22 protein-coding genes and 3 tRNA genes are annotated in these 21,823 nt (G+C 65.5%); 7 read left to right on the top strand and 18 right to left on the bottom strand.

Annotation, left to right across the window (positions count from 1 at the left end; all coding sequences use genetic code 11):
* The first annotated feature begins 15 nt into the window (after positions 1 to 15).
* Positions 16 to 1,611 carry a ribonuclease J gene (locus tag FHW97_RS11670; protein WP_216647746.1) on the top strand — a complete coding sequence of 532 codons (1,596 nt, stop codon included), beginning with the start codon at positions 16 to 18 and terminating at the stop codon, positions 1,609 to 1,611.
* Positions 1,612 to 1,648: 37 nt separating this feature from the next.
* Positions 1,649 to 1,921 (top strand): DUF1467 family protein, encoded by a 273-nt coding sequence (locus FHW97_RS11665; protein WP_054132231.1) that lies wholly within the window; start codon positions 1,649 to 1,651, stop codon positions 1,919 to 1,921.
* A gap of 1 nt (position 1,922) precedes the next feature.
* Here the strand turns inward: FHW97_RS11665 and FHW97_RS11660 are convergent, their stop codons facing one another.
* Both FHW97_RS11660 and FHW97_RS11655 read right to left on the bottom strand, forming a co-directional pair.
* Positions 1,923 to 2,807 carry a bestrophin family protein gene (locus FHW97_RS11660; RefSeq protein WP_022676284.1) on the bottom strand — a complete coding sequence of 295 codons (885 nt, stop codon included), beginning with the start codon at positions 2,805 to 2,807 and terminating at the stop codon, positions 1,923 to 1,925.
* 18 nt (positions 2,808 to 2,825) lie between these two features.
* The gene (locus FHW97_RS11655) at positions 2,826 to 3,089 is read right to left on the bottom strand and encodes a hypothetical protein (RefSeq protein ID WP_022676283.1); all 264 of its coding nucleotides are present in this window, start codon (positions 3,087 to 3,089) and stop codon (positions 2,826 to 2,828) included.
* Between the two features lie 234 nt (positions 3,090 to 3,323).
* Here FHW97_RS11655 and FHW97_RS11650 point away from each other — a divergent pair, with 234 nt between their 5' ends.
* Positions 3,324 to 4,205, top strand: a complete 882-nt coding sequence (locus tag FHW97_RS11650) for a LysR family transcriptional regulator (RefSeq protein ID WP_171799050.1) — start codon at positions 3,324 to 3,326, stop codon at positions 4,203 to 4,205.
* A 74-nt stretch (positions 4,206 to 4,279) separates the two neighbouring features.
* Here the strand turns inward: FHW97_RS11650 and phoB are convergent, their stop codons facing one another.
* From phoB to FHW97_RS11615, 7 genes are all read right to left on the bottom strand, one after another.
* Entirely contained in the window at positions 4,280 to 4,969 is a 690-nt protein-coding gene (gene phoB, locus FHW97_RS11645; RefSeq protein WP_022676280.1) for a phosphate regulon transcriptional regulator PhoB, read from the bottom strand.
* A gap of 99 nt (positions 4,970 to 5,068) precedes the next feature.
* A complete protein-coding gene (gene phoU, locus FHW97_RS11640; RefSeq protein WP_171799049.1) occupies positions 5,069 to 5,752 on the bottom strand; it encodes a phosphate signaling complex protein PhoU in 684 nt (227 codons plus the stop codon).
* Positions 5,753 to 5,763: 11 nt separating this feature from the next.
* Positions 5,764 to 6,594: a phosphate ABC transporter ATP-binding protein PstB gene (gene pstB, locus FHW97_RS11635; protein ID WP_107715613.1), complete on the bottom strand. Its 831-nt coding sequence runs from the start codon at positions 6,592 to 6,594 to the stop codon at positions 5,764 to 5,766.
* A gap of 1 nt (position 6,595) precedes the next feature.
* Positions 6,596 to 7,867 (bottom strand): phosphate ABC transporter permease PstA, encoded by a 1,272-nt coding sequence (gene pstA, locus FHW97_RS11630; protein ID WP_253941750.1) that lies wholly within the window; start codon positions 7,865 to 7,867, stop codon positions 6,596 to 6,598.
* Positions 7,868 to 7,874: 7 nt separating this feature from the next.
* Positions 7,875 to 9,257, bottom strand: coding sequence for a phosphate ABC transporter permease subunit PstC (gene pstC, locus FHW97_RS11625; RefSeq protein ID WP_022675553.1), 1,383 nt, complete (start codon positions 9,255 to 9,257; stop codon positions 7,875 to 7,877).
* Between the two features lie 22 nt (positions 9,258 to 9,279).
* The gene (locus FHW97_RS11620; RefSeq protein WP_171799047.1) at positions 9,280 to 10,326 is read right to left on the bottom strand and encodes a substrate-binding domain-containing protein; all 1,047 of its coding nucleotides are present in this window, start codon (positions 10,324 to 10,326) and stop codon (positions 9,280 to 9,282) included.
* 147 nt (positions 10,327 to 10,473) lie between these two features.
* Positions 10,474 to 11,670 carry a cell wall metabolism sensor histidine kinase WalK gene (locus tag FHW97_RS11615; protein WP_171799046.1) on the bottom strand — a complete coding sequence of 399 codons (1,197 nt, stop codon included), beginning with the start codon at positions 11,668 to 11,670 and terminating at the stop codon, positions 10,474 to 10,476.
* A 413-nt stretch (positions 11,671 to 12,083) separates the two neighbouring features.
* Between FHW97_RS11615 and FHW97_RS11610 the strand changes: the two genes are divergently transcribed.
* Complete coding sequence (locus tag FHW97_RS11610) at positions 12,084 to 12,395, top strand: hypothetical protein (protein ID WP_171799045.1); 312 nt, start codon at positions 12,084 to 12,086, stop codon at positions 12,393 to 12,395.
* 93 nt (positions 12,396 to 12,488) lie between these two features.
* Here FHW97_RS11610 and FHW97_RS11605 read toward each other — a convergent pair.
* The 4 genes from FHW97_RS11605 to recJ all read right to left on the bottom strand — a co-directional run bounded on the left by FHW97_RS11605 (position 12,489) and on the right by recJ (position 14,722).
* Positions 12,489 to 12,563 (bottom strand) — tRNA-Glu (locus FHW97_RS11605).
* 83 nt (positions 12,564 to 12,646) lie between these two features.
* Positions 12,647 to 12,721: transfer RNA gene (locus FHW97_RS11600), tRNA-Glu, on the bottom strand.
* Positions 12,722 to 12,740: 19 nt separating this feature from the next.
* Positions 12,741 to 12,815, bottom strand: a tRNA-Glu gene (locus FHW97_RS11595).
* 92 nt (positions 12,816 to 12,907) lie between these two features.
* Positions 12,908 to 14,722, bottom strand: a complete 1,815-nt coding sequence (gene recJ, locus FHW97_RS11590) for a single-stranded-DNA-specific exonuclease RecJ (protein WP_062782273.1) — start codon at positions 14,720 to 14,722, stop codon at positions 12,908 to 12,910.
* 172 nt (positions 14,723 to 14,894) lie between these two features.
* On the opposite strand from recJ, the gene FHW97_RS11585 reads away from it, so the two are divergent.
* From FHW97_RS11585 to FHW97_RS11575, 3 genes are all read left to right on the top strand, one after another.
* Positions 14,895 to 15,377, top strand: coding sequence for an NAD(P)H-dependent oxidoreductase (locus tag FHW97_RS11585; RefSeq protein WP_253941749.1), 483 nt, complete (start codon positions 14,895 to 14,897; stop codon positions 15,375 to 15,377).
* Between the two features lie 264 nt (positions 15,378 to 15,641).
* Positions 15,642 to 16,229 (top strand): hypothetical protein, encoded by a 588-nt coding sequence (locus tag FHW97_RS11580; RefSeq protein WP_171799044.1) that lies wholly within the window; start codon positions 15,642 to 15,644, stop codon positions 16,227 to 16,229.
* Between the two features lie 53 nt (positions 16,230 to 16,282).
* Entirely contained in the window at positions 16,283 to 16,768 is a 486-nt protein-coding gene (locus FHW97_RS11575; protein WP_255420046.1) for an AHH domain-containing protein, read from the top strand.
* 65 nt (positions 16,769 to 16,833) lie between these two features.
* Here the strand turns inward: FHW97_RS11575 and leuA are convergent, their stop codons facing one another.
* The 5 genes from leuA to ilvN all read right to left on the bottom strand — a co-directional run bounded on the left by leuA (position 16,834) and on the right by ilvN (position 21,811).
* Positions 16,834 to 18,504 (bottom strand): 2-isopropylmalate synthase, encoded by a 1,671-nt coding sequence (gene leuA, locus FHW97_RS11570; protein ID WP_022675561.1) that lies wholly within the window; start codon positions 18,502 to 18,504, stop codon positions 16,834 to 16,836.
* A gap of 248 nt (positions 18,505 to 18,752) precedes the next feature.
* Positions 18,753 to 19,400, bottom strand: coding sequence for a YceI family protein (locus FHW97_RS11565; protein ID WP_054132237.1), 648 nt, complete (start codon positions 19,398 to 19,400; stop codon positions 18,753 to 18,755).
* Positions 19,401 to 19,528: 128 nt separating this feature from the next.
* A complete protein-coding gene (locus tag FHW97_RS11560) occupies positions 19,529 to 19,927 on the bottom strand; it encodes an I78 family peptidase inhibitor (protein WP_168351287.1) in 399 nt (132 codons plus the stop codon).
* Between the two features lie 245 nt (positions 19,928 to 20,172).
* Complete coding sequence (ilvC, locus tag FHW97_RS11555; protein ID WP_022675564.1) at positions 20,173 to 21,192, bottom strand: ketol-acid reductoisomerase; 1,020 nt, start codon at positions 21,190 to 21,192, stop codon at positions 20,173 to 20,175.
* 103 nt (positions 21,193 to 21,295) lie between these two features.
* Positions 21,296 to 21,811 carry an acetolactate synthase small subunit gene (gene ilvN, locus FHW97_RS11550; protein WP_171792719.1) on the bottom strand — a complete coding sequence of 172 codons (516 nt, stop codon included), beginning with the start codon at positions 21,809 to 21,811 and terminating at the stop codon, positions 21,296 to 21,298.
* Positions 21,812 to 21,823 lie beyond the last annotated feature (12 nt).

Here is a 21,823-nt window from a genome sequence, read left to right as displayed (position 1 = left end):
TCGGGCGAGATCGGGATGAACGTCAACCTCTATGGGTGTGACGGCAAGTGGTTGATGGTCGACCTGGGCATGACCTTTGCCGATCCCTGGTATCCCGGCGTCGAACTCGTCTTTGCCGATCTGGAATTCATCGAAGCGCGCAAGAAGGATCTGCTCGGCATCGTCCTGACCCACGCGCACGAAGATCATATCGGTGCCGTGCCCTATTTCGCGCAGGAACTGGGCGTGCCGCTCTATGCCACGCCGTTTACCGCGCGCCTGGTGAATGAAAAGCTGGTGGAAGCCGGCATCGAGAACAGCGTCGAACTGAACGTGATCCAGAACGAGGGCAGCCTCTCGCTCGGCGCGTTCGACATCCGCTATGTGCCGCTGGCGCACTCCATCGCCGAGGGCAATGCCCTGGTGATCGACACGCCCTATGGCCGCGTGTTCCACACCGGGGATTGGAAGCTCGACGACGAGCCGCGCGTGGGCACGCCGGCTACCGAGGAAGAACTGACCGCCATCGGTGACGAAGGCGTGCTGGCGCTGGTGTGCGATTCCACCAATGTGTTCAATCCCAAGCCGTCCGGCTCGGAAGGTGCGGTGCGGGCCGGGCTGCTCGAAACCATTGCCGAGCTCAAGGGCCGGCGCGTGGTGGTGACGACCTTTGCCTCCAACGTGGCGCGCTTGCAGACCCTGGCCGAAGTGGCCGAGGCCACCGGGCGGCAGCTGTGCGTGGCCGGGCGCTCGCTCGATCGCATCATCAAGGTGTCGCAGGCATCGGGCTATCTGCTTGATTTTCCCGATCCTATCAGCATGGACGCGGCGATGGACCTGCCGCGCGGTGAAGTGCTGATCCTGGCCACTGGCGGACAGGGTGAGGCGCGCGCCGCGCTGGCCCGTATCGCTGGCGGCCAGCATCCGATCTCGCTGGAATCGGGCGATGCAGTGGTGTTTTCCAGCCGCCAGATTCCCGGCAACGAACTGGCCATCGGCCGCGTGCAGAACGCGCTGGTGGAAAAGGGCGTGCGCCTGATCACCGACAAGCAATCGATGATCCACGTTTCGGGTCACCCTGGTCGGCCGGAACTGGTGGCGCTGTATGATTGGCTGCGCCCCAAGATCCTGGTGCCGGTGCATGGCGAAATCCGCCACATGGCCGAGCAGGCCGCGCTGGGCAAGGCCGAGGGCATTCCCAAGACCATCCTGCAGAAGAACGGCGATCTGGTGCGCCTGGCCCCCAATGGGCCGGTCAAGCTGAGCACGGAGCGCAATGGCCGCCTGGTGCTGGATGGCGATATCATCGCCCCGGCCGATGGCGAGGCGATGGCCGCGCGGCGCAAGCTGGGCAACAATGGCCTGGTCAGCGTGGCCCTGGCGGTCACCGCCGAAGGCAAGCAGGCCTCTGGCGTGGACATCGGCTGCATTGGCGTGCCCCTGGAAGAGGACATGGAGCCGTTCCTGGAAGAGGCGCGCGAGGACGTGTCCAAGGCGCTGAAAGCCCTCAAGGGCGACCGCAAGCGCGACCGCCTGGCCGTTGCCGAATGCGTGCGGCTTGCGGTAAGACGCACGGCGCAGCGCTGGTCGGGCAAGAAGCCGGTGGTGCAGGTGCTGCTGCGCGAACGTTGAGCCGGCAGCAGCCGCACGGCGTAAGAGGGAGAGAACGATGCGTTTTGGCTCGATGCTGGCGGTCTATGCCCTGATCTGGGTGCTGGCGGCCTTTGCCGTGCTGCCCTTTGGCCTGCGCACCCCGCATGATGCCGGGGTGCGGCCCACCGTGGGCCACGCCACCAGCGCGCCGATCAATTTCCGGCCCGGCATGGTGGCCTTGCGCGCAACGCTAGTATCGGCGGTGGTCTTTGCCGTGCTCTATGCCAACTTCCGCGAAGGCTGGGTCACGGCATCTGACCTCGATATCTCGCCGCTGATCGGGCTCTGATTTACCAGAGGATGCCGCCTTCGGGCTGAACCACTGGAACGGGCGGCAGGCCGAGGCTTTCATTGCAGTCGGATTCGATCGTGGCGCACATCGCCGTGAGCGGGGCGTCGTGAATCGTGTTGGCGAACGGATTGACCAGGTCATCGCCGATCTGCAGCGCGGCCAGGAACATGAAGCCCGCCAGCGCCGAGCCAAGCGGCGTGGCTGGTCCCAGCGTTTCGACCAGACCAATCGGCAGCAGCACGCAAAACAGGCGCGTGAAGAACGTCGGAAAGCTGCGGTACTGCGCGGGCAGCGGGGTGTTGCGCAGCCGTTCCATGGCGCCTTGGGCGTTGCTGATATCGACCATGATCGCCTCGATCCGGCTCAACTGCACGGTATCGATCCAGCCCTGACGCAGCGCGGAGGCCAGGCGCATGCCATTGCCTTCGAGCAGGCCATTGGCCGGGTTGCGCCGCGCGAGTTCGGGTATTTCCGCGTCGCCCAGCACGCGCTGCGCGCTTTCAGCCGGGTCTTGCCCGCGCAACTGGTGGCGCAGCACGTGGACATAGGCGATGTGGCGGCGCACCACGTCGTGGCGCATGGCCTGGCCCGCCGCATGATCGGGCAGGGCGGCGCCCACCGCGCGCGCCAGGCTGCGCGAGGCGTTGGTCATCGCGCCCCACACGATGCGGCCTTCCCACCAGCGGGCATAGGCCGAATTGACCCGGAACCCCAGCAGCAGCGCCAGCCCGGTGCCGAAGATCGTCAAGGGTAGGGCCGGGGCGGGGAAGGGCGTGAAATAATAGAAGACGGTTACCGCCACATCCCACACGAACAGGGCGAGCAGCGTGTTCCACGCCGCCACGAACGTCATGCGGATACGCGGGGTCTTGCCAACGATCATGCCTGTTTGAACCTTTGATCAGGGGCGCGGCGCCGGGTCATCGGGGCGATCCATGCCCAGCCAGGCCCGGCGCAGCGCGATGCAGCCGATAATACCGATCACCTTGGCAAGCGCCAGTTGCAGTGTCTGCCCTTCTTCGTTGATCGCCAGCCAGGCCAGCACGGCCATGGCCAGCACGGCGCAGTGCACCGGCAGCGCCTCGATATCGTTCCAGCGCAGGGGCGCTTCGGCGCCATACGCGGCGGCAGGTGCGGCGTTGCGAAAGGGGAATGCAAAGGCCATCGACAGGTTCCCGTGTCTCATCGGCGGTACCACAATGGCACGCCATCGCCCTTTCATTTTGCGACGCGCCAGGGAAATGGGAATGCCCATGGCCGGCAACCGTGGCTTGCAGATTTTGAAAACATCAGATGGATCAGGGCATTAAATCGCAAATCCGGCAGCGGGCAACGATTTCAAACAGTTCTGCAACCTTGGGCATATTGCGGCGCAATACGCGTTTCCTATCCTCGGTTAATGGCAGATCGTTATTCCGAACTGGTTTCATTCGTCCGCGTGGCCGAGGCGGGTAGCCTGTCGCAGGCGGCAGTACGCCTGGGCCTGTCGCTGCCGGTGGTCAGCCGCCGCCTGGCCCAATTGGAGGCGCGCCTGGGCGTGGCGCTGGTCCGGCGCAACAGCCGCCACCTTTCGCTGACCGAGGAAGGCGAAATCTTCTATCGCCAGGCCGGGCAGGCCCTGGCCGACATGGAACGGGCCGAAACCGTGATTCGCACGCGCGCCTTTGGCCCGGCGGGCACGCTGAAAGTGGCAACGACCCTGGCCTTTGGCCGCCGCCGCCTGGGCGAGTTGTTGCAGCGCTTTGCCCGCGCCCATGCCGATGTGACGGTGCATCTCGACAGCGTGCCCGCGCTCGCCAATCCGGTGGAGAGCGGGCACGATCTGGTGATCAGTTTTGCCGCGCCGCCGCTTTCGTCGCTGATCTGCCGCCGTTTGGGCAGCAACCCGCGCGTGCTGTGTGCCGCGCCATCCTATCTGGAGCGGCGCGGGCGCCCGCAAGCGGTGGATGATCTTGCCCGGCACGAGCACGTGGTGGTGCTGGATGAAGCCGGCGCGGTGCTGCGCGAGGGCCTGCCCGAGGGGCTGGCGCTGCCGGCGGGCCTGGCCACCAACGATGCCGACGTGGCGCGCGCCTGGGCCCTTGATGGAGCCGGCGTGGCGCTGCATTCGCTGTGGGAAGTGGCCGAAGACCTGGAGAGTGGCGCGCTGGAGGCGGTGCTGCCCGATCTGGAACTGCCGGCGTTGCCGGTGGTGGCACTGTTCGAGCCACGCCAGGGGCGCACACCGCGCTTACGCCACTGTCTGCAATTCCTGGCGCATCAGGTGCCGGCTTTGGCGTGAGGGCGGTTACATGCCCCCTCCGTCAGCCCTGCGGGCTGCCACCTCCCCCACGGGGTGGGGGAGGATTTGGATGGTTACACGCCTTCCAGGGCGTAGCCGGCGGAGCGCACGGTGCGCACCGGGTCGGCCGCGCCGGGCAGGGCGATCGCCTGGCGCAGGCGGCGGATATGTACGTCAACCGTGCGCAGTTCGATGTCGCTGCCGCTGCCCCACACTGCATCGAGCAGCTGCCCGCGCGAAAACACGCGGCCGGGATGTTCCATGAAATGTTTGAGCAGGCGGAATTCGGTGGGGCCGATCTTGATCGTCTGGCCGCGCCGGGTGACGCGGTGGGCGGTGGGATCGAGGCTCATGTCGCCCACGGTGATGGTTTCGCCGGCCAGCGCCGGGCGCACGCGGCGCAGCACGGCGCCGACGCGGGCGATGAGTTCGCGTGGCGAGAACGGCTTGGTGACATAGTCGTCCGCGCCGGTTTCCAGGCCGCGCACGCGATCATCCTCGTCGCTGCGCGCGGTGAGCATGATGATCGGCACATGGGCCGTGGCCTTGTTGCGGCGCAGGCGGCGGCACACCTCGATCCCGCTGGTGCCACCGATCATCCAATCGAGCAGCACGAGATCGGGCGTGTCTTCGGCTGCCAGGAGCAGGGCTTCATCGCCATCGTCGGTGCTGCGCACGTCATAGCCTTCACCGCGGAAGCGATATTCCACGAGTTCGGCCAGCGCGGTGTCGTCTTCGACGAGAAGCAGCTTGGGAGCAGACACGCATTACCTCCGGGATGAACCTTGACCGTAACCTTGCGAAAGCACGACAATTGTTACGTGGCCATGACGAACGGCGCGGGAATAATGCGCCCGCCGCGATCACGCCGGCGGAATGACGTCTTCCCGTTCGGGCAGGTAGGTGCCCGTGGCGGCATAGTGGACGATTTCGGCAATATTGGTGGCCTGGTCGCCGATCCGCTCGATATTGCGGGCGACGAACATGAGCTGGGCGACGCTGCTGATCGTGGCGGGGTTTTCCACCATGTACGACACGAAATTGCGGAACACGCTGTCGTAGATCGCATCGACCTTGGCATCGCGGCGCACGATTTCGGCGGCGGCCACGGCATCGCGCGCGGCATAGGCGGTGAGCACGTCGTGGACCATGTCGCTGGCCAGCTCGTTCATGATCGGCAGCAGGGTCAGCGGTTCGAAGCGCTTGCGCCCCTCGATATGGCCCACGCGCTTGGCGATGTTCTTGGCATAGTCGCCAATCCGCTCGATCACGCCGGCGATCTTGAGCGCGGCGATCACTTCGCGCAGGTCGTCGGCCATCGGTGCGCGCAGGGCGAGCACGCGGATGGCGAGGCGATCAACCTCGCCTTCCAGCTGGTCGATGCGCTTGTCGCGCGCGATCACGCTGGTTGCCAGGTCCTCGTTGCCGCCGACCAGGGCGTCCATCGCCTCGGTAATGGAAAGTTCGGCCAGGCCGCCCATTTCCGCCACCAGGCCGCGCAGGCGGGTGATGTCTTCGTCGAATGCCTTGACGGTATGTTCAGCCACGTCTCGTATCCTTACCCGTAACGCCCGGTGATATAGTCCTTGGTGCGCTCTTCCCGCGGATTGGTGAAGATGTCCGAGGTCGTGCCATATTCCACGATCTTGCCCATATGGAAGAACGCGGTGCGCTGCGAGACGCGGGCGGCCTGCTGCATGGAGTGGGTGACGATCACGATGGCATAGCGGCCACGCAATTCGTCGATCAGTTCCTCGATCCGCGCGGTGGCGATGGGATCGAGCGCGGAGCACGGCTCGTCCATCAGGATCACTTCGGGATCGACGGCAATGGCGCGGGCGATGCACAGGCGCTGTTGCTGGCCGCCCGAAAGCGCGGTGCCGCTGTCGGTGAGCCGATCCTTGACTTCGTCCCACAGGCCGGCGCGCTGGAGCGAGGTTTCGACGATGCCGTCAAGCTCGCTCTTGCTGGTCGTCAGCCCGTGGATGCGCGGGCCATACGCGATGTTTTCATAGATCGACTTGGGAAACGGGTTGGGCTTTTGAAAGACCATGCCAACGCGCGCGCGCAGCTGCACCACGTCCATGCCGGAGCGGTAGATATCCTGCCCATCGATCAGGATTTCGCCTTCGACCCGCGCGTTGGCGATTGTGTCGTTCATGCGGTTCAACGAACGCAGGAACGTGGACTTGCCACAGCCCGAGGGGCCGATGAACGCGGTGACATAGTCGTTTGGCACGTCGATCGAGACATCGTCGATCGCGCGCTTGGCGCCATAGAACACCGACACGTTGCGCGCGCTGATCTTGGCCGGGCCATCGTCGGGCAAGGCAGAGATCTGCGCCGCGGCTTCGGCAGGGGCGTCGTTCAGGGGAAGGGGGGCGTTCATGTTACCACCGTTTCTCGAAGCGGTTGCGCAGGTAGATGGCAAGACCGTTCATGAGCAGAAGGAAGACCAGCAGGACGACGATCGCGGCGCTGGTGCGCTCGATGAAGCCACGGTCGATTTCGTCGGACCACAGGAAGATCTGCACCGGCAGCACCGTGGCCGGCGAGATGAGATCGCCCGGTGGCGAGGCAACGAAGGCGCGCATGCCGATCATCAGCAGCGGCGCGGTTTCACCCAGCGCGCGGGCCATGCCGATGATTGTGCCGGTGAGGATGCCGGGCAGCGCCAGCGGCAGCACGTGGTGGAACACCACCTGGACCGGGCTGGCGCCCATGGCCAGCGCGGCATCGCGGATCGAGGGCGGGACTGCCTTGATCGCATTGCGCCCGGAAATCACGATCACTGGCATGGTCATCAGCGCCAGCGTCGTGCCGCCGATCAGCGGGGCCGAGCGATAGTGCGGGAAGATCGCGAGGAATACCGCGAGGCCGAGCAGGCCAAAGATGATCGAGGGCACGGCCGCCAGGTTGTTGATCGAGATTTCGATAAGGTCGGTCCAGCGGTTGCGCGGGGCATATTCCTCCAGATAGAGCGCGGCGAGCACGCCCACCGGGAAAGCCAGCACGATCGTGACCAGCATGGTCATGATCGAACCCTTGAGCGCGCCCCAGATGCCCACGGCCTGCGGGCTGGTAGCGTCGGAGCGGGCCAGGAAGCCCCAGTCGAACGCGCGCACCAGCTTGCCATCCTGGACCAGGCGCCGCGCAACAGGGCGCAAGCCTTCGGGGCCATCGCCACGCTGGGCAGCGGCGAGTTCGTCGGTGGCGGGCAGGGAAAGCGATAGGCTCGGTTCGTCCAGCAGCGCAGGCTTGGCCGCAATCTGCGCGGCAACATCGCGCCAGGCACCATCGGCAAGCAGCGCCGCGCCGCCCTGGCCCAGGCCCTTTTCGGCAGCGGCATCGACCATGGCCGGCAGGCCTGCCAGTTCCAGCGCGCTGGCCGGATCGGGCTGGCCCAGGCGATCGCGATCGATCGCAAGCTGGCCGCGCAGGGGCAGGTCAAAGCGCAGTTCGCTGCGCTGGAAACCAGCCAGGCCACTCGATGCCATCGACACCAGCAGGAAGACCAGGACCAGCGCGGAAAACGCCACGGCACCCAGGCCAGCCAGCTTGAACAGCCGGTCGCCGGTGTGGCGGCGCGCCAGGCGCGCGGCCATGCGGGCGCGGCGCTGGGCGGCCAGCGTATCGGCAGAAGAGGAAGTCAGCGTGTCCATGATCGGCTCACTCATAGGCTTCGCGATAGCGCTTCACCACGCGCAGGGCGATGAAGTTGAGCGCCAGGGTGACAAGGAACAGCACCATGCCCAGGGCAAAGGCCGAAAGGGTGGCCGGGTGATCGAAGCTGCCTTCGCCGGTGAGCATGGCAACGATCTGGAACGTCACCGTGGTCATCGACTGAAACGGATTGGCAGTGAGATTGGCCGAGGCGCCGGCCGCCATCACCACGATCATGGTTTCACCGATCGCGCGGCTGACCGCCAGCATGATGCCCGCGACGATGCCGGGCAGCGCGGCCGGCACCAGCACCTTGCGGATGGTTTCGGCGCGGGTGGCGCCCATCGCCAGGCTGCCATCGCGCAGGGCATCGGGCACGGCGGCGATGGAATCGTCGGCCATCGATGACACGAAGGGAATGATCATCACGCCCATGACCAGGCCGGCAGCCACCGCGCTTTCGGTCGAGGCGCTGGAAATGCCGATGCCTTGCGCGAAATCGCGCACCGCCGGCGCCACGGTGAGGGCGGCGAAATAGCCGTATACCACCGTGGGCACGCCCGCGAGGATTTCGAGCAGCGGCTTGATCACCTTGCGCACGGTGGAAGAAGCATATTGCGTGAGGTAGATCGCGCTCATCAGGCCAAGCGGGATGGCCACCAGCATGGCAATGATCGCGCCGATATAGATCGTGCCCCAGAACAGCGGGATGGCGCCAAACTGCTTGCCATCGACCGCGCCGGTGCTCATCGGATCGGGCGCCCAGTGGGTACCGAACAGGAAATCAATGGGCGAGACCATGCCGAAGAAGCGCACGGTTTCGAACACCAGGCTGATGATGATGCCGGCCGTGGTGAGGATGGCGACGAGCGAAGCGATCAGCAGCAGCGACATGACCGCCCGCTCCACCCGCGTGCGGGCGGTGAAATCAGGCTTCAAGCGCAGGAAGGCAAAGGCCCCGCCAGCCAGCGCGACCAGGATCGTCACGATCAGCCCGATCGATTCATAGCGGGCAAGCGCGACGCGATAGGGCGCGATCAGCCCTTCGGCCTCGGGCATGAACACGCCAAACGCTTTGCCTTCGGCGACGGCGCGGGCCTGCGCCAGCATGGCTTCGCGTTCAAAGCCAAAGCCCGGAAGGGCCGCCGCTGCCGGATCGGCCAGGACATGCGCGGTGATCAGCGCCGGGCTGACCGCATTCCATACCAGCGCAAAGACCAGCGCCGGCACCGCGATCCACAGCGCCACGTACCAGGCGTGGAAGCTGGGCAGCGAATGCAGGCGCGCATCCGGCGTCTTGGCGCGAAACGCCCAGGCGCGCGAGCGGGCCGCCAGCCAGCCGACAAGGCCCAGCCCGAAGGCGAGCAGGAGAAGAATGGCTGGCGACATGACTGGGCTTTCCCGTCCTTTCTTACTTGAGCTGCGAACCGTCGAGCGACGGCATCGTGGTCACGGCCTTGGCGCTTTCGGCCAGGACGGCATCGGGCGCAACCACCATGCCGAGCTTGGCGAGTGTGCCATCCTTGCCCCACAGCTTTGACCATTGCGTGACATAGGCCTGAAGCCCCGGAATCGCCTTGAGGTGCGCCTTCTTCACATAGATGTAGAGCGGCCGAGCGCCGGGATAGCTGAAGTTGGAAATGGTCTCATAGGTCGGCGTGATGCCGCTCATCGTCAGGCCCTTGATGCGGTCGGCATTGGATTCGACATAGGAAAAGCCGAAAATGCCGATGGCCTTGGGATTGGCCTCGATCTTCTGCACGATCAGGTTGTCGTTCTCGCCGGCATCGACATAGACGCCGTCTTCGCGCACCTGGGTGCAGACATCGTCGTGCTTCTTCTTGTCGCTGTCCTTGAGCGCCTTCATCTCGGGATTGGCGTCGCAGCCCTTGGCCAGGATCAGTTCCTTGAGCGCATCGCGCGTGCCCGAGGTGGACGGCGGGCCGTAGACCAGGATCGGATCGGCCGGCAGCGCCGGGTTCACGTCAGCCCAGGTCTTGGCGGTGTTGGGCTTGCCATAGGGGTTCTTGGCCAGCGCCTTGTAGATGTCTTCCGGGGTGAGCGCGAGATTGGCGCCGCCCTTGGCTTCGGCAAACGCCACGCCATCCAGGCCAACCTGGATTTCGGCAATGTCCTTCACGCCATTGGCGACGCATTCGTCGAATTCCGACTTCTTCATGCGGCGCGAGGCATCTTCGATATCGGGGTGCTGCGGGCCGACGCCGGCGCAGAACAGCTTCATGCCGGCGCCCGTGCCGGTCGATTCGATGATCGGCGACTTGATCGAGGGATCGCTCTTGGCGAGCTGCTCGGCCACGGCCTTGGCAAAGGGATAGACGGTGGACGAACCGACGGCACGCACCTGGTCGCGGCTGCCGGAATCGGCGCCGCCGCAGCCGGCGAGAGCGAGCGAACCCAAAGCGGCAGTGGACAGAGCAAGTGTGCGAAGCGTGACCATGGCAATACCTTCCATTCCCCGTGGCCAGGAAGTGTCCCGGTGGATGAGCGGCCAATGCGACCAGGGTGTGACAGCTTTATGACAAAAGCTGCGGCATTTGTGACAAAACCATGGTGTCGTTGAAAAACGCCCGTTCAGCCCGGCAGGTCAGCCCGGCAAGGCAGCGGCTGGCGCCGCCTCTGGCGCGGCCAAGGGCAGGCGCACGGTCACGGTCGATCCTTCGCCCAATGTGCTGGCGATATCGAGTTTGCCACGATGGCGCTCGACGATGTGCTTGACGATGGCAAGGCCCAGCCCGGTGCCACCCGCCGCGCGGCTGCGGCCTGGGTCAGAGCGGTAGAACCGCCGGGTCAGATAGGGCAGGTGATCGGGGTGGATGCCTTCGCCCTGGTCGGCCACTTCCAGCACCACGTCGCTGCCGTCGCGGTGGACCCGCACCGCCACCGGGGCCTGCGCATCGCCATATTTGAGCGCATTGTCGATCAGGTTGCGGATCAATTGGTCAAGCTGCTGGCGATCGCCACAGACCACGCCGGTTTCGGTTTCGGGCAGGATGCGCTCGTCACCCACGGTGAAGCCCACTTCGCTGGCGATGGTTTGCGCCATCTGCCCGATATCGATGCGCTCGCGCGGGAACTCGTGCTTTTCCGCCTCAATGCGCGAGAGCGACATGAGATCTTCCACCAGCGTCTGCAGGCGCTTGGCCTCACGCAGCACGGTGGCGTGGAACTTGGCCGCCGTGGCCGGATCGACCCGCGCATCGGGATCGGCCAGGGTTTCGACATAGCCGATGATCGAGGCCAGCGGGGTGCGCAACTCGTGGCTGGCGTTGGCGACGAAATCGGTGTGGGCGCGGCTGATATCGGCCTCGGCCGTGCGGTTGACCAGCTCGATCAGCGAAAAGCGTTCGTCGATCGCCACCCGGCTGACCTGCCAGATGCTGCGCGCGCCGGTCAGGCCGCGAACCAGCGCGGTTCCCTCGGGCTTGTCGAGCAGGGTGATCGCCTCGGGATGGCGCAGCGCCACGCGCGCGTCCTGCCCGACGATATGCGGGCCCAGCGCCTCACGCGCGGCGGCATTGGCCGAGGCTATGCGCTGGCGATCGAGCATCAGCACCGGCACGCTGAACGGCTCCACCAGGGCGACCATGGCCTGGCGCGAGACGCTGCCTTCCTCGGGCCGGACCTGGACGATCTCCGGCTCGGGGCTGGCGAGCCACAGTGAGGCCAGCCACACCACCAGCACCGCAAAGGCGAGCCACAGGCTGGCGCCGGCAAACGGCATGGCCGCAGCGGCGACCAGGGCAATGCCCACGCTTGTCCACGGCAGGACCAGACCTTTCATCGGGGGATGTCACTTTCGCCAGGAAACGCAGATAGCGCACCTGTTAGGCGAGGGCAGGGGGGCGCGGCAAGCCCGCTGCCGGCCTGTCACACTTGCCGCCAAGGCTGTCCACAGGCTTGGCTGAGGGACGCGGCGGCGGCGCTGGATACGCGCGCTTTTGCTTCCGTTTCGGCGGGAGTGGTGACGGCTGGCGCGCGTGCCTGCCGTTCATTAGCCATCTAACATGCTGCTTTTCCCTGAAGATGATCTGAAAAGCGGCCATTCTGGTACACGACTTAGTTGCGCGCGATACCGCCAAAGCTGCGGGGAAAGCCGTGGCGGGCAGGCGTGGCGGCGCGTAGATGAGACCAAGGTCGAACATTCCCCTTCATCGTCCGCCACCATGGCGGGCAACGGGGCGCCGGGTTGCACTGGTGGCTTGCAAGGCCGGCTCTAAGGCCTGTCGAGGTGCGGGCGCGCGCACGCGCGGCCTGATCGGCGCCAAGAAGTGGGAGGACGATTGCGTGAAATCCTCGGATCGCAACGGCGCCGACAAGGCCGTTCTGGCCGACCTGATCGGCAAGCTGGAAGGCTCGCTGGCGGTGCTCGATCACCAAGGCGCCTCGCTGGCGGCCGCGCACCTTTCCATGGTGCTGGATCTGATGCGCAAGGAACTGGCCGGCCCGCGCCCGATGGAGGGGATCGCCGGCATTCCCGCCACGATACAATCCTCGCAACTGCATTGAGGGCGTGATTGCGGGCGCGCACGGCCCAGCATAATGCGATGGGCATGCGGCGTGCCGACGATGTAGTGTGGTTCCGCGCCAATTGCGCCGGAATGGTGACCCCTACGGGAATCGAACCCGTGTTTCAGCCGTGAAAGGGCCGCGTCCTAACCGCTAGACGAAGGGGCCTTGCATGCGAAGGCATGGTTGCCGGCGAAACATGGCGCATTGCATGGCATGCCGGCAATCCGCACCTTGAGGCAAGATGCAGATGGTGACCCCTACGGGAATCGAACCCGTGTTTCAGCCGTGAAAGGGCCGCGTCCTAACCGCTAGACGAAGGGGCCGTCCGGCAGCGTGCAATGATGGTGACCCCTACGGGAATCGAACCCGTGTTTCAGCCGTGAAAGGGCCGCGTCCTAACCGCTAGACGAAGGGGCCGCCGGGCTTGCGCCGCTGGGCAGGTCCGCGCCTCTATTAGGCTGGGGCCGGTGCGTCAACCCGCCGATCCAAAAAAATCAGACCCAAAAAATTCAATCGGCAAATGCGGCATCTTCGATGTGCAATTCGGCGGCGGGGCGGCTGCCCCAGTCGTCGAGCCGGGCGCGTCCGGCCAGCCATAGCTGGCGGCCCTTGCAGCCGTGCAGCAGGGCCTGGCCCAGATCGGTTTGTGCTGCGCGAAAGGCCATGGCCTTGAACGAGCGGCCATCGGCCCCGGCCACGATCGCCCGCACGTGATCGTTGCCGACGATATCGCACTTGACCAGCCGCACCGGGCCCACTGCCACGCGCGGGCCGGGCCAGCCCACGCCATAGGGGCCAGCGCCTTCCAGCGTTTCGACCAGGCTGGGGGTCAGACCGCCAGGGCTGAGCGACAAGTCCAGCGCCAGGCTTTGCGCGGCGCGGGCATTGGCCACGTCGCGACCGAGGCGTTCATCGAGCCATTGCGCCAGCGGCTCCACGCTGTCGGGTGCGATGGTCAGGCCACAGGCCATGGCATGGCCGCCGCCCTTGACCAGCAGTCCGGCCTCGCGTGCGGCGATGATCGCTGCGCCCAGATCGACACCGGGGATGGAGCGGCCCGAACCCTTGCCCATGCCAGCGCCATCAACTTCGGCCTGTTCGCCATCGTCGAGCGCGATGACCAGCGTGGGCTTGCCGGTCTTTTCCTTGATGCGGCCGGCAACGATGCCGATCACGCCGGGATGCCAGCCCAGGCCGGACACTACCACTACGGCGCGATTGTGCTGTGCTTCCACTTGCGCTTCGGCGGCTTCCTGCACGGCCTGCTCGATCGCGCGGCGCTCGTCGTTGAGGGCCGAGAGGCGGGCAGCGATGTCCTTGGCCTCGTCAGGGTCTTGCGTCGTCAACAGCCGCACGCCGAGCGAGGAATCGCCGATGCGCCCGGCGGCATTGATGCGCGGCCCCAGGGCAAAGCCCATGTCGCTGGCAGTTGGCGCACGGGTGATGCGGCTGGCATCGATCAGCGCGGAAAGCCCGATATTGGCGCGCTTGGCCATGACTTTCAGCCCCTGCGCCACCAGCGCGCGGTTCAGGCCCTTGAGCTGCGCCACGTCGGCCACAGTGCCCAGCGCAACCAGATCGAGCAGGCCCATGAGATCGGGCGCCGGGCGGCTTTCGAACCATCCCCGCGCGCGCAGGACACGCACTGTCGCCACGGCAAGCAGGAAGGCCACGCCCACGGCGGCAAGATGACCATGCGCGGCGGCCTCGTCATCCTCGTCCAGGCGATTGGGGTTGACCAGGGCCACGGCAGGGGGAAGGTCAGGCGCGCACTTGTGGTGATCCACCACGATCACGTCGATGCCGGCGGCTGCGGCCTGACCCAGCGCCTCGTGCGCCATGGCGCCGCAATCCACCGTAACGATCAACTGGCTGCCTTCGCGGCCCAGCCGCACCAAGGCCTCGCCCGAGGGGCCATAGCCTTCGAGCAGGCGATCGGGAATATAGGCCTGGCCTTCCACGCCGAGCGCGCGCAGCAGGCGCAGCAGCAGTGCGGCGCTGGTGGCGCCATCCACGTCGTAATCGCCATAGACGGTGATGCGCTCGCCGCGCACCACGCCTTCGGCAAGGCGGCGCGCGGCCACCTCCATGTCGCGGAAAATGGCCGGATCTGGCAGGAAATCGCGCAAGGTGGGGCGGCGGTGCCGCTCAAGATCATCGTGCGGCACCCCACGCGAGAGCAGCAACTGATCCACCAGGTCATTGCTCAGGCCATCATCGCCACCGCCGGCGCGGCCGAAACGGCCGGAAAGGTCCATGTTGCCGCCACGCCAACGCCAGGCGAGGCCGGAAAGGGAATGGGTAATCGCAGTGACCGGGATCATTGTTGCGCGGTAGCCGATTGCCGCCCCATGGGCAAACCGCACGGGCAGATACATCGCCAGGAAACCGATTTGGCAAAGCTGCGTTCATGTCCGATTTGACACCAATGGATCGGCGCTTGTGCCGGGGATGACAAACGCTGCGGGGGCGGCGGTGGTGAAAAGGACAGGGGGCATGCTGGCAATCATCTGGCACAGCCGCACCGGCGCGGCACAGGCCATGGCACAGGCCGCTGCGCAAGGCGCAGCACAGGCCGGCGCGCCGGCGCAGCTGTTGCCGGCCGAGCAGGTTAACCCCGCGCAATGCATTGCAGCGCAAGGTTTCCTGTTCGTCTGCCCGGAAAACCTTGGCAGCATGAGCGGCGAGATGAAGGCGTTCTTCGACCGCTGCTATTACCCCCTGCTGGAGCAGATCGAAGGGCGCGCCTATGCCACGGCCATCGCAGCAGGAACGGCGGGGCAGGGAGCACAGGCGCAGATCGACCGGATCGTGACCGGTTGGCGTTTGCGCCGCGTTGCGCCGCCCTGCATCATTCTAACGGGTGCGGATCGGCCCGATTCGATCTTGGCGCCCAAGGCCCTGCCGCATACTGCATTGCAAAAATGTCGCGAACTGGGGCAGTTGCTAGCGTCAGGTTTGGAAATGGGCGCTTTTTGAGCATGTCGCGCCGGGGTGTTGACGAAATTTCGACGGTATCGGGTGCAGGCCCTGTAGATCGCCGCAATGGATTGCGGCGCAAGGGTTTGTCCAACGACAGGAGCGTAAGCGGTGGCTGATGGTCAGGAAAGTGCGGGGGGGCGCGCCGTGGCGACGCTGTTGTTCGCCCCTGGCACGCGCCCTGATGCCGATGCCCTGGCCGGGTTGGCCCAGGCCGAGCACGCCTTTGCCGTGAGCCATCGCCCGGGTGGCGCGGCCCGTTGGGTGGAACTGCTGCGCGATGGTTTGACGTTCGACCTGACTGGTTTGGCGCCAAAAGAGGGGACGGCAACAGCGCTTGCGAACCTGCGTGTGGGCCTGCCTGCGGATTTTGACCCGAGCACCTATGAAGCGCTGCTGCTGGCGCCGGGGCCGCACTTGGCCGGGGCGGAAAGCCTCTTGCCGGTGGTGCAGGTGGCGGCCAGCCTGTTGCTGGCGCTGGCGACTTTGCCGGGCTTGGCGGCGATCGGCTGGTTGCCGGCTGGCAACCTTGTTTCGCCGCGCTGGTTCGTCGACGCCGTGCGCCCGTGGCTGAATGGCGGGCCGTTTCCGGCCATGGCCCTGGCCGGCCTGAAGCGCGGAGATGATCGCGTGACCAGCATCGGCCTGACCTTTTTCATCGGGCAGGAGTTTGCTTTGCACACCGGGGGCGAGCGGCCGGGAGAACAGCATGCGCGCGCCGCCGTGCGCCTGACAGACTGGTTGATCGCCCATGGCCACATTGCGCAGGCGCAGGCGGTTGAGCTGCCCGGCGCCGGCACGCTCTGGTTAGAACCAGGGGAAGACTGTATCATTTCGGCACGATGGGCCTAACGAAACGTGTTCCTGATTCGTCTCGCAAATGGCGGTTCGCCGCGCGCCGGGCGATTCCGTTTCATTGCGTCAACGTCGTCGGCTCTCCGGGATATCAGGCGCATATGCAGCGGCACCATATCCTGCCCTGCCAGGTTCTGACGCGCGCCGGTTTGAATGTCATGCTGGGCCGATTGGGCGAAGCCGAGGTGGGCTTTCACGATTTCCGCCGCAATGGTCTGCTGCTGCCGGCAACCGAGGCGGCCGCGCAACGCGTGCTGATGCCGCTGCATCGCGGCCCGCATCGGCAATACAACCAACTGGTGCTGGAACGGATCGGCCAGATCGAGGCCGGCTGGCAGCGGCGGCGCGGCGCCAACGACATGGCCGCCGATCGCGAAGCGCTGATGCGCCTCGACCTGTTGCAGCGTGCCTTGCGCCGCCGCCTGCTCGATCCACGGCGCTGGGGCGGAATGCCGCTCAACCGCCGCGATCCGGCGGTGGATTTCAGCCATCTCGACGCCATGGCCGAAATGCTGTGGGCCGATACCGAGGCCTGATCGCAAAAAGGCCCCGGAGCGGATGCTCCAGGGCCCTTGCATGATGCGTGTGATGGTGGTGGCGATCAGCGGCCGGCGTTGGCTGCCGAAAGGATGGCGCGCACGCTGGCGGTGGCAACGTCTTCGTCGATGCCCACGCCCCATACCACGCGGCCATCGGCCAGCACGCATTCGACATAGGCGGCAGCGCGCGCATTGGTGCCGCTGCCCATGGCATGTTCGGAATAGTCGCGCACTTCCAGGCGAACGCCGAACCCTTCGGCCAGGGTGGCAACGACCGACGAGATCAGGCCATTGCCGCGCCCGCTGACCGACTGCACCTGGCCATCGATCTCGATCTTGCCGGCAAACACGCGGGTGCCGTCGGTGCCGCGCTGCTCGTCATAATCGACAAGCTGGAAATGTTGCGGGGCATCCAGGCGATAGACCTTGCGGAACACGCCCCAGATATCGCCGGCCTGCAGTTCGCGGCCCAGTTCGTCGGCCAGTTCCTGCACGTGGCGCGAGAAGTGCGCCTGCATCTTCTTGGGCAGCTTGAGGCCCTGGTCCTGTTCCAGCACCCAGGCAAAACCGCCCTTGCCGCTTTGCGAATTGACGCGGATCACCGCCTCATAGCTGCGGCCCAGATCGGCCGGGTCGATCGGCAGATAGGGGACGGCCCAGAGTTCGTCGTTGCGCTTTTCCTGCGCGGCGAAGCCCTTCTTGATGGCGTCCTGGTGGCTGCCGGAAAAGGCGGTGAAGACCAGTTCGCCGCCATAGGGATGGCGCGGATGCACGGGCAGCTGGTTGCAGTATTCCACGGTCTGGATCACTTCATCGATGTTCGAGAAGTCCAGTTCCGGGTCTACCCCTTGCGTGTAGAGGTTGAGGCCCACGGTCACCAGGCAGCAGTTGCCGGTGCGCTCACCATTGCCGAACAGGCAGCCTTCGACGCGATCGGCCCCGGCCATCAGGCCCAGTTCCGCCGCGGCCACGCCAGTGCCACGGTCGTTGTGGGTGTGCAGGCTGATCACGGCGCGATCGCGGCCGGGCAGGTTGCGGCAGAAATACTCGATCTGGTCGGCATAGATATTGGCAGTGGAGGCTTCCACCGTGGCCGGCAGGTTGAGGATGATGGGCTTTTCCACCGTGGGCTGCAGCACGTCCATCACCGCTTCACAGCAGGCGATGCTGAAATCGAGTTCGGCGGTGGAGAAGGTTTCCGGGCTATATTCGAAACGCCAGTCGGTCTGCGGGAAGCGGGCGGCCTGATCGCGCAGGAACGTCGCCCCACGGCGGGCGATTTCCTTGATTTCGCTCTGTTCCATGCCGAACACCACCGTGCGCCACAGCGGCGATACCGCGTTGTAGACGTGGACGATGGCCTGCTTGGCGCCGGCCAGGCTTTCGAACGAGGTCTTGATCAGGTCTTCGCGCGATTGCGTCAGCACCTGCACGACGACGTCTTCGGGGATGCGGCCTTCGTCCACCAGGGCGCGGATGAAATCATATTCGGTGGCACCCGCGCTGGGGAAGCCGACTTCGATTTCTTTCAGGCCAACCTTGCACAGCAGATCGAAGAAGCGCGCCTTCTTGTCGGCGTCCATCGGATCGATCAGCGACTGGTTGCCATCGCGCATGTCGGTCGAGAGCCAGCGCGGGGCCTTGGTGATGGTGCGCGAGGGCCACTGGCGATCGGGCAGATCCACCTGCGGAAACGGACGATACTTGATGCCGGGATTCTTCAGCATGGCCATGATGGCTGAACCTTAAAATGAAAATGATGCGTCTGGTGCGAGGGGATGACCCTTGGGCGCCGTGTGCGCCGCAAAACCGACGCGTCAGCTCACGCCCAAGGGCGTGTAAGTCGCAGGGTAAGGTTCAGCGCGGCGATCATCGGCCATGCCTATGGTGCCTTGCGCCAGCTTTGTCCAGATCAAATGCCGGGCGCAACAAACCCCGCAGCGGCATGCCGTTGCGGGGTTGCTGGTCAGTCAGGCAGAGGTCAGGCGGTCTTTTCGAAAGCGATGGTGATGTTGAGTTTTACCTCGTCAGACACCAGCGGCAGCGCGCCATTCACGCCAAAGTCTGAACGCTTGAGCGTGGTGGTCCCTTCAAAACCGACTGTTTCCTTGCCCCAGCCTTTGCCGGCGCCGATGAACCTGGCGGCGATGGAAACCGGCTTGGTCACGCCATTGAGCGTGAGATTGCCTGCGATGGTGGCGCTGGTGCCATCGGCGCCAGGTGTCACACTGGTGGATGTGAAGGTGGCATCGGCCGGATTGGGGCCAAAGAAATCGGGCTTCTTGCCCTCGGTGCCGGGGCGCAGCAGGTGCGCGTTGAGACCGGCATTGGCGGTGAGCACCTTGCTGACGGGGATAGTCGCGGTCACCTTGGCAGCGGAAAGATTGGCTGGATCGAGCGTGAGCTTGGCCGAAACATCACCAAACAGCCCGAAATAATCGTTGAAGCCGAGGTGGTTGACGCTCCAGGCCACGAGCGAATGATTGGGATCGGCGGCATAGTTGCCGGCCGTGACGCGGGCCTTGTCCGGCTGGCCGGGAACGGCAGGGGCCTGGGCAATCATCGGCGTGGCGGCCAGGGCCAGGGCCAGTGGGGCGGCCAGCGTGAACGCGGTACGAACGGTGATCATGTGATGTCTCCCTTGGGCGCGGCCGTTGCGCAGCCAGGCACGCCGTCGCCCAGAGGGAAAGGTGCCAAACGCATGGGCGAGTGGCAAGCGAGCAAAGCGGCTATGGTCCCTGTTGCAGGGGCGGGCGATCAGCCGCAGCGGGTGGCGGCGATCTGGCCGTGTTCGTCGACGATGACGTTGAGCCGGCCGGGCTGGTAATCCATCGTCACGGCATCGCCGGGATGGACCCAGCGGATGTGGCGATGGCCCACGGCCGCGATCACGGCGGCATGGGCTTCTTCGGATTCCGGCATGTTCATAAGCTTGGCCATGCGGCCTTCGCCGCAATTGATCGCAGGCAGGGTATCGGGATCGACCGCTGCATCGCTGCTGTCAGAGGCATCTGCCACTGGGCCTGTAGCGGCGGGAGGCGCCACCGGCACTCCGGCGCCATCGGGCGTAGGCGTGGGCTTTGGCACCGGGGCCTGGCACGCCCCGAGCAGGCATAGCGCGGCACAGGCCGAGGCAAGGTGGGGCAGCGAAGGCATCGGCGACTCGATCAGTTTCTGGTGGTGGGCAGGACTGGAAAGCGATGGGCGAACCAATAGGTCCAAAATGGCTATGAATGCATTTTTACGATTTTGCCATGCAGTTCGTCGAGCCGGCGGACCGCTCGGTAGAGCGAGGGGCGCACGAAAAAGGGCCAGCCCGCCGAACGGGCCGGCCCCTTTGCCGGAAGGCCAGGCCACCGCACTTGCCAGGGCAAGGCGCGGTGGCGCAGGTCTTTGCGCGATCAGTTCTTGGACTGGTCGACCAGCTTGTTGGCGCCGATCCAGGGCATCATCGCGCGCAGCTGGGCGCCGGTCTTTTCGATCGGGTGCGCGGCAGCGGCCTTGCGGGCAGCCTTGAGTTCGGGCTGGCCAGCGCGGTTGTCGAGCACGAAGTTCTTGACGAAACGGCCCGACTGGATGTCGGCCAGAACGCGCTTCATTTCCGCCTTGGTTTCGGCGGTGATGATGCGCGGACCGGTGACGATGTCACCATATTCGGCAGTGTTCGAGATCGAGTAGCGCATGTTGGCGATGCCGCCTTCATAGAGCAGGTCGACGATCAGCTTGGTTTCGTGGAGGCATTCGAAATAGGCCATTTCGGGGGCATAGCCGGCTTCGACCAGCGTTTCGAAACCAGCCTGGATCAGGTGGGTCACGCCGCCGCACAGCACGGCCTGTTCGCCGAACAGGTCGGTTTCGCACTCTTCCTTGAAGTTGGTTTCGATGATGCCCGAACGGCCGCCGCCCACGCCCGAGGCATAGGCCAGGGCGATGTCGTGGGCATTGCCGGTGGCGTTCTGGTGGATGGCCACCAGGCACGGCACGCCGCCGCCCTTGACGTATTCACCGCGCACGGTGTGGCCCGGGCCCTTGGGCGCAACCATGATCACGTCCACGTCGGCGCGCGGTTCGATCAGGCCGAAGTGCACGTTGAGGCCGTGGGCGAAGGCCAGCGCTGCGCCGGGGCGCAGGTTGGCGTGGATGTCGTCGGCATAGATGGCAGCCTGGTGCTCGTCGGGCGCCAGGATCATCAGGATGTCGGCCCAGGCGGCGGCTTCGGCGTTGGGCAGAACCTTGAAGCCGGCGGCTTCGGCCTTGGCGGCGCTGGCCGAACCGGGACGCAGGGCAATGGCCACTTCCTTGATGCCCGAATCGCGCAGGTTCTGCGCGTGGGCATGGCCCTGGCTGCCATAGCCCAGGATGGCGATCTTCTTGCCGGTGATCAGATTGAGATCGCAATCGGCGTCGTAGTAAACCTTCATGGTACTCGTCCTTGGTTGGTCGTCCTGCCGCAACGGGCATCCCTCAGGCCGAATTAGCGCAGTGGTGGACGCAGGGTTTGTGCAAACAGCGATGGAAAAAGGGTCAGGCGGCCTCGGCGCCGCGGATCATGCCGACGATGCCGGTGCGGCCCACTTCGACAAGGCCCAGTTCCTTCATCAGGCTGACGAAGGTATCGATCTTGTCGGGCGCGCCGGTCAGTTCGAAAATGAAGCTTGAGGTGGTGGTGTCGACCACGTTGGCGCGGAACACCTCGGCCAGGCGCAGCGCTTCCACGCGGTTTTCGCCCTTGCCGGCCACCTTGATCAGCGCCAGTTCGCGCGCGACATAGGGGCCAACCTCGGTCAGGTCGGTCACCTTGTGCACCGGCACCAGGCGTTCGAGCTGGGCATGGATCTGGTCGATCACCGCCGGCGGCCCGTGGGTCACGATCGTAATGCGGCTGACGTCGTGCTCGTCGGTGATGTCGGCCACCGTCAGGCTGTCGATATTGTAGCCGCGCGCGGTGAACAGCCCGGCGATCTTGGCCAGGATGCCCGCCTCGTTGTCGACCGTGATGGTCAGGACGTGGCGCTCCTGCGCCTCTGCTTTGATTTTCATCATCGGATCAAT

This window comes from Novosphingobium sp. SG754 (assembly GCF_013149315.1).
In the GTDB taxonomy this organism is placed as follows: domain Bacteria; phylum Pseudomonadota; class Alphaproteobacteria; order Sphingomonadales; family Sphingomonadaceae; genus Novosphingobium; species Novosphingobium capsulatum.
Note: the sequence above shows the minus strand (reverse complement) of the source record. Positions and strands in the feature narration are given on the sequence as shown.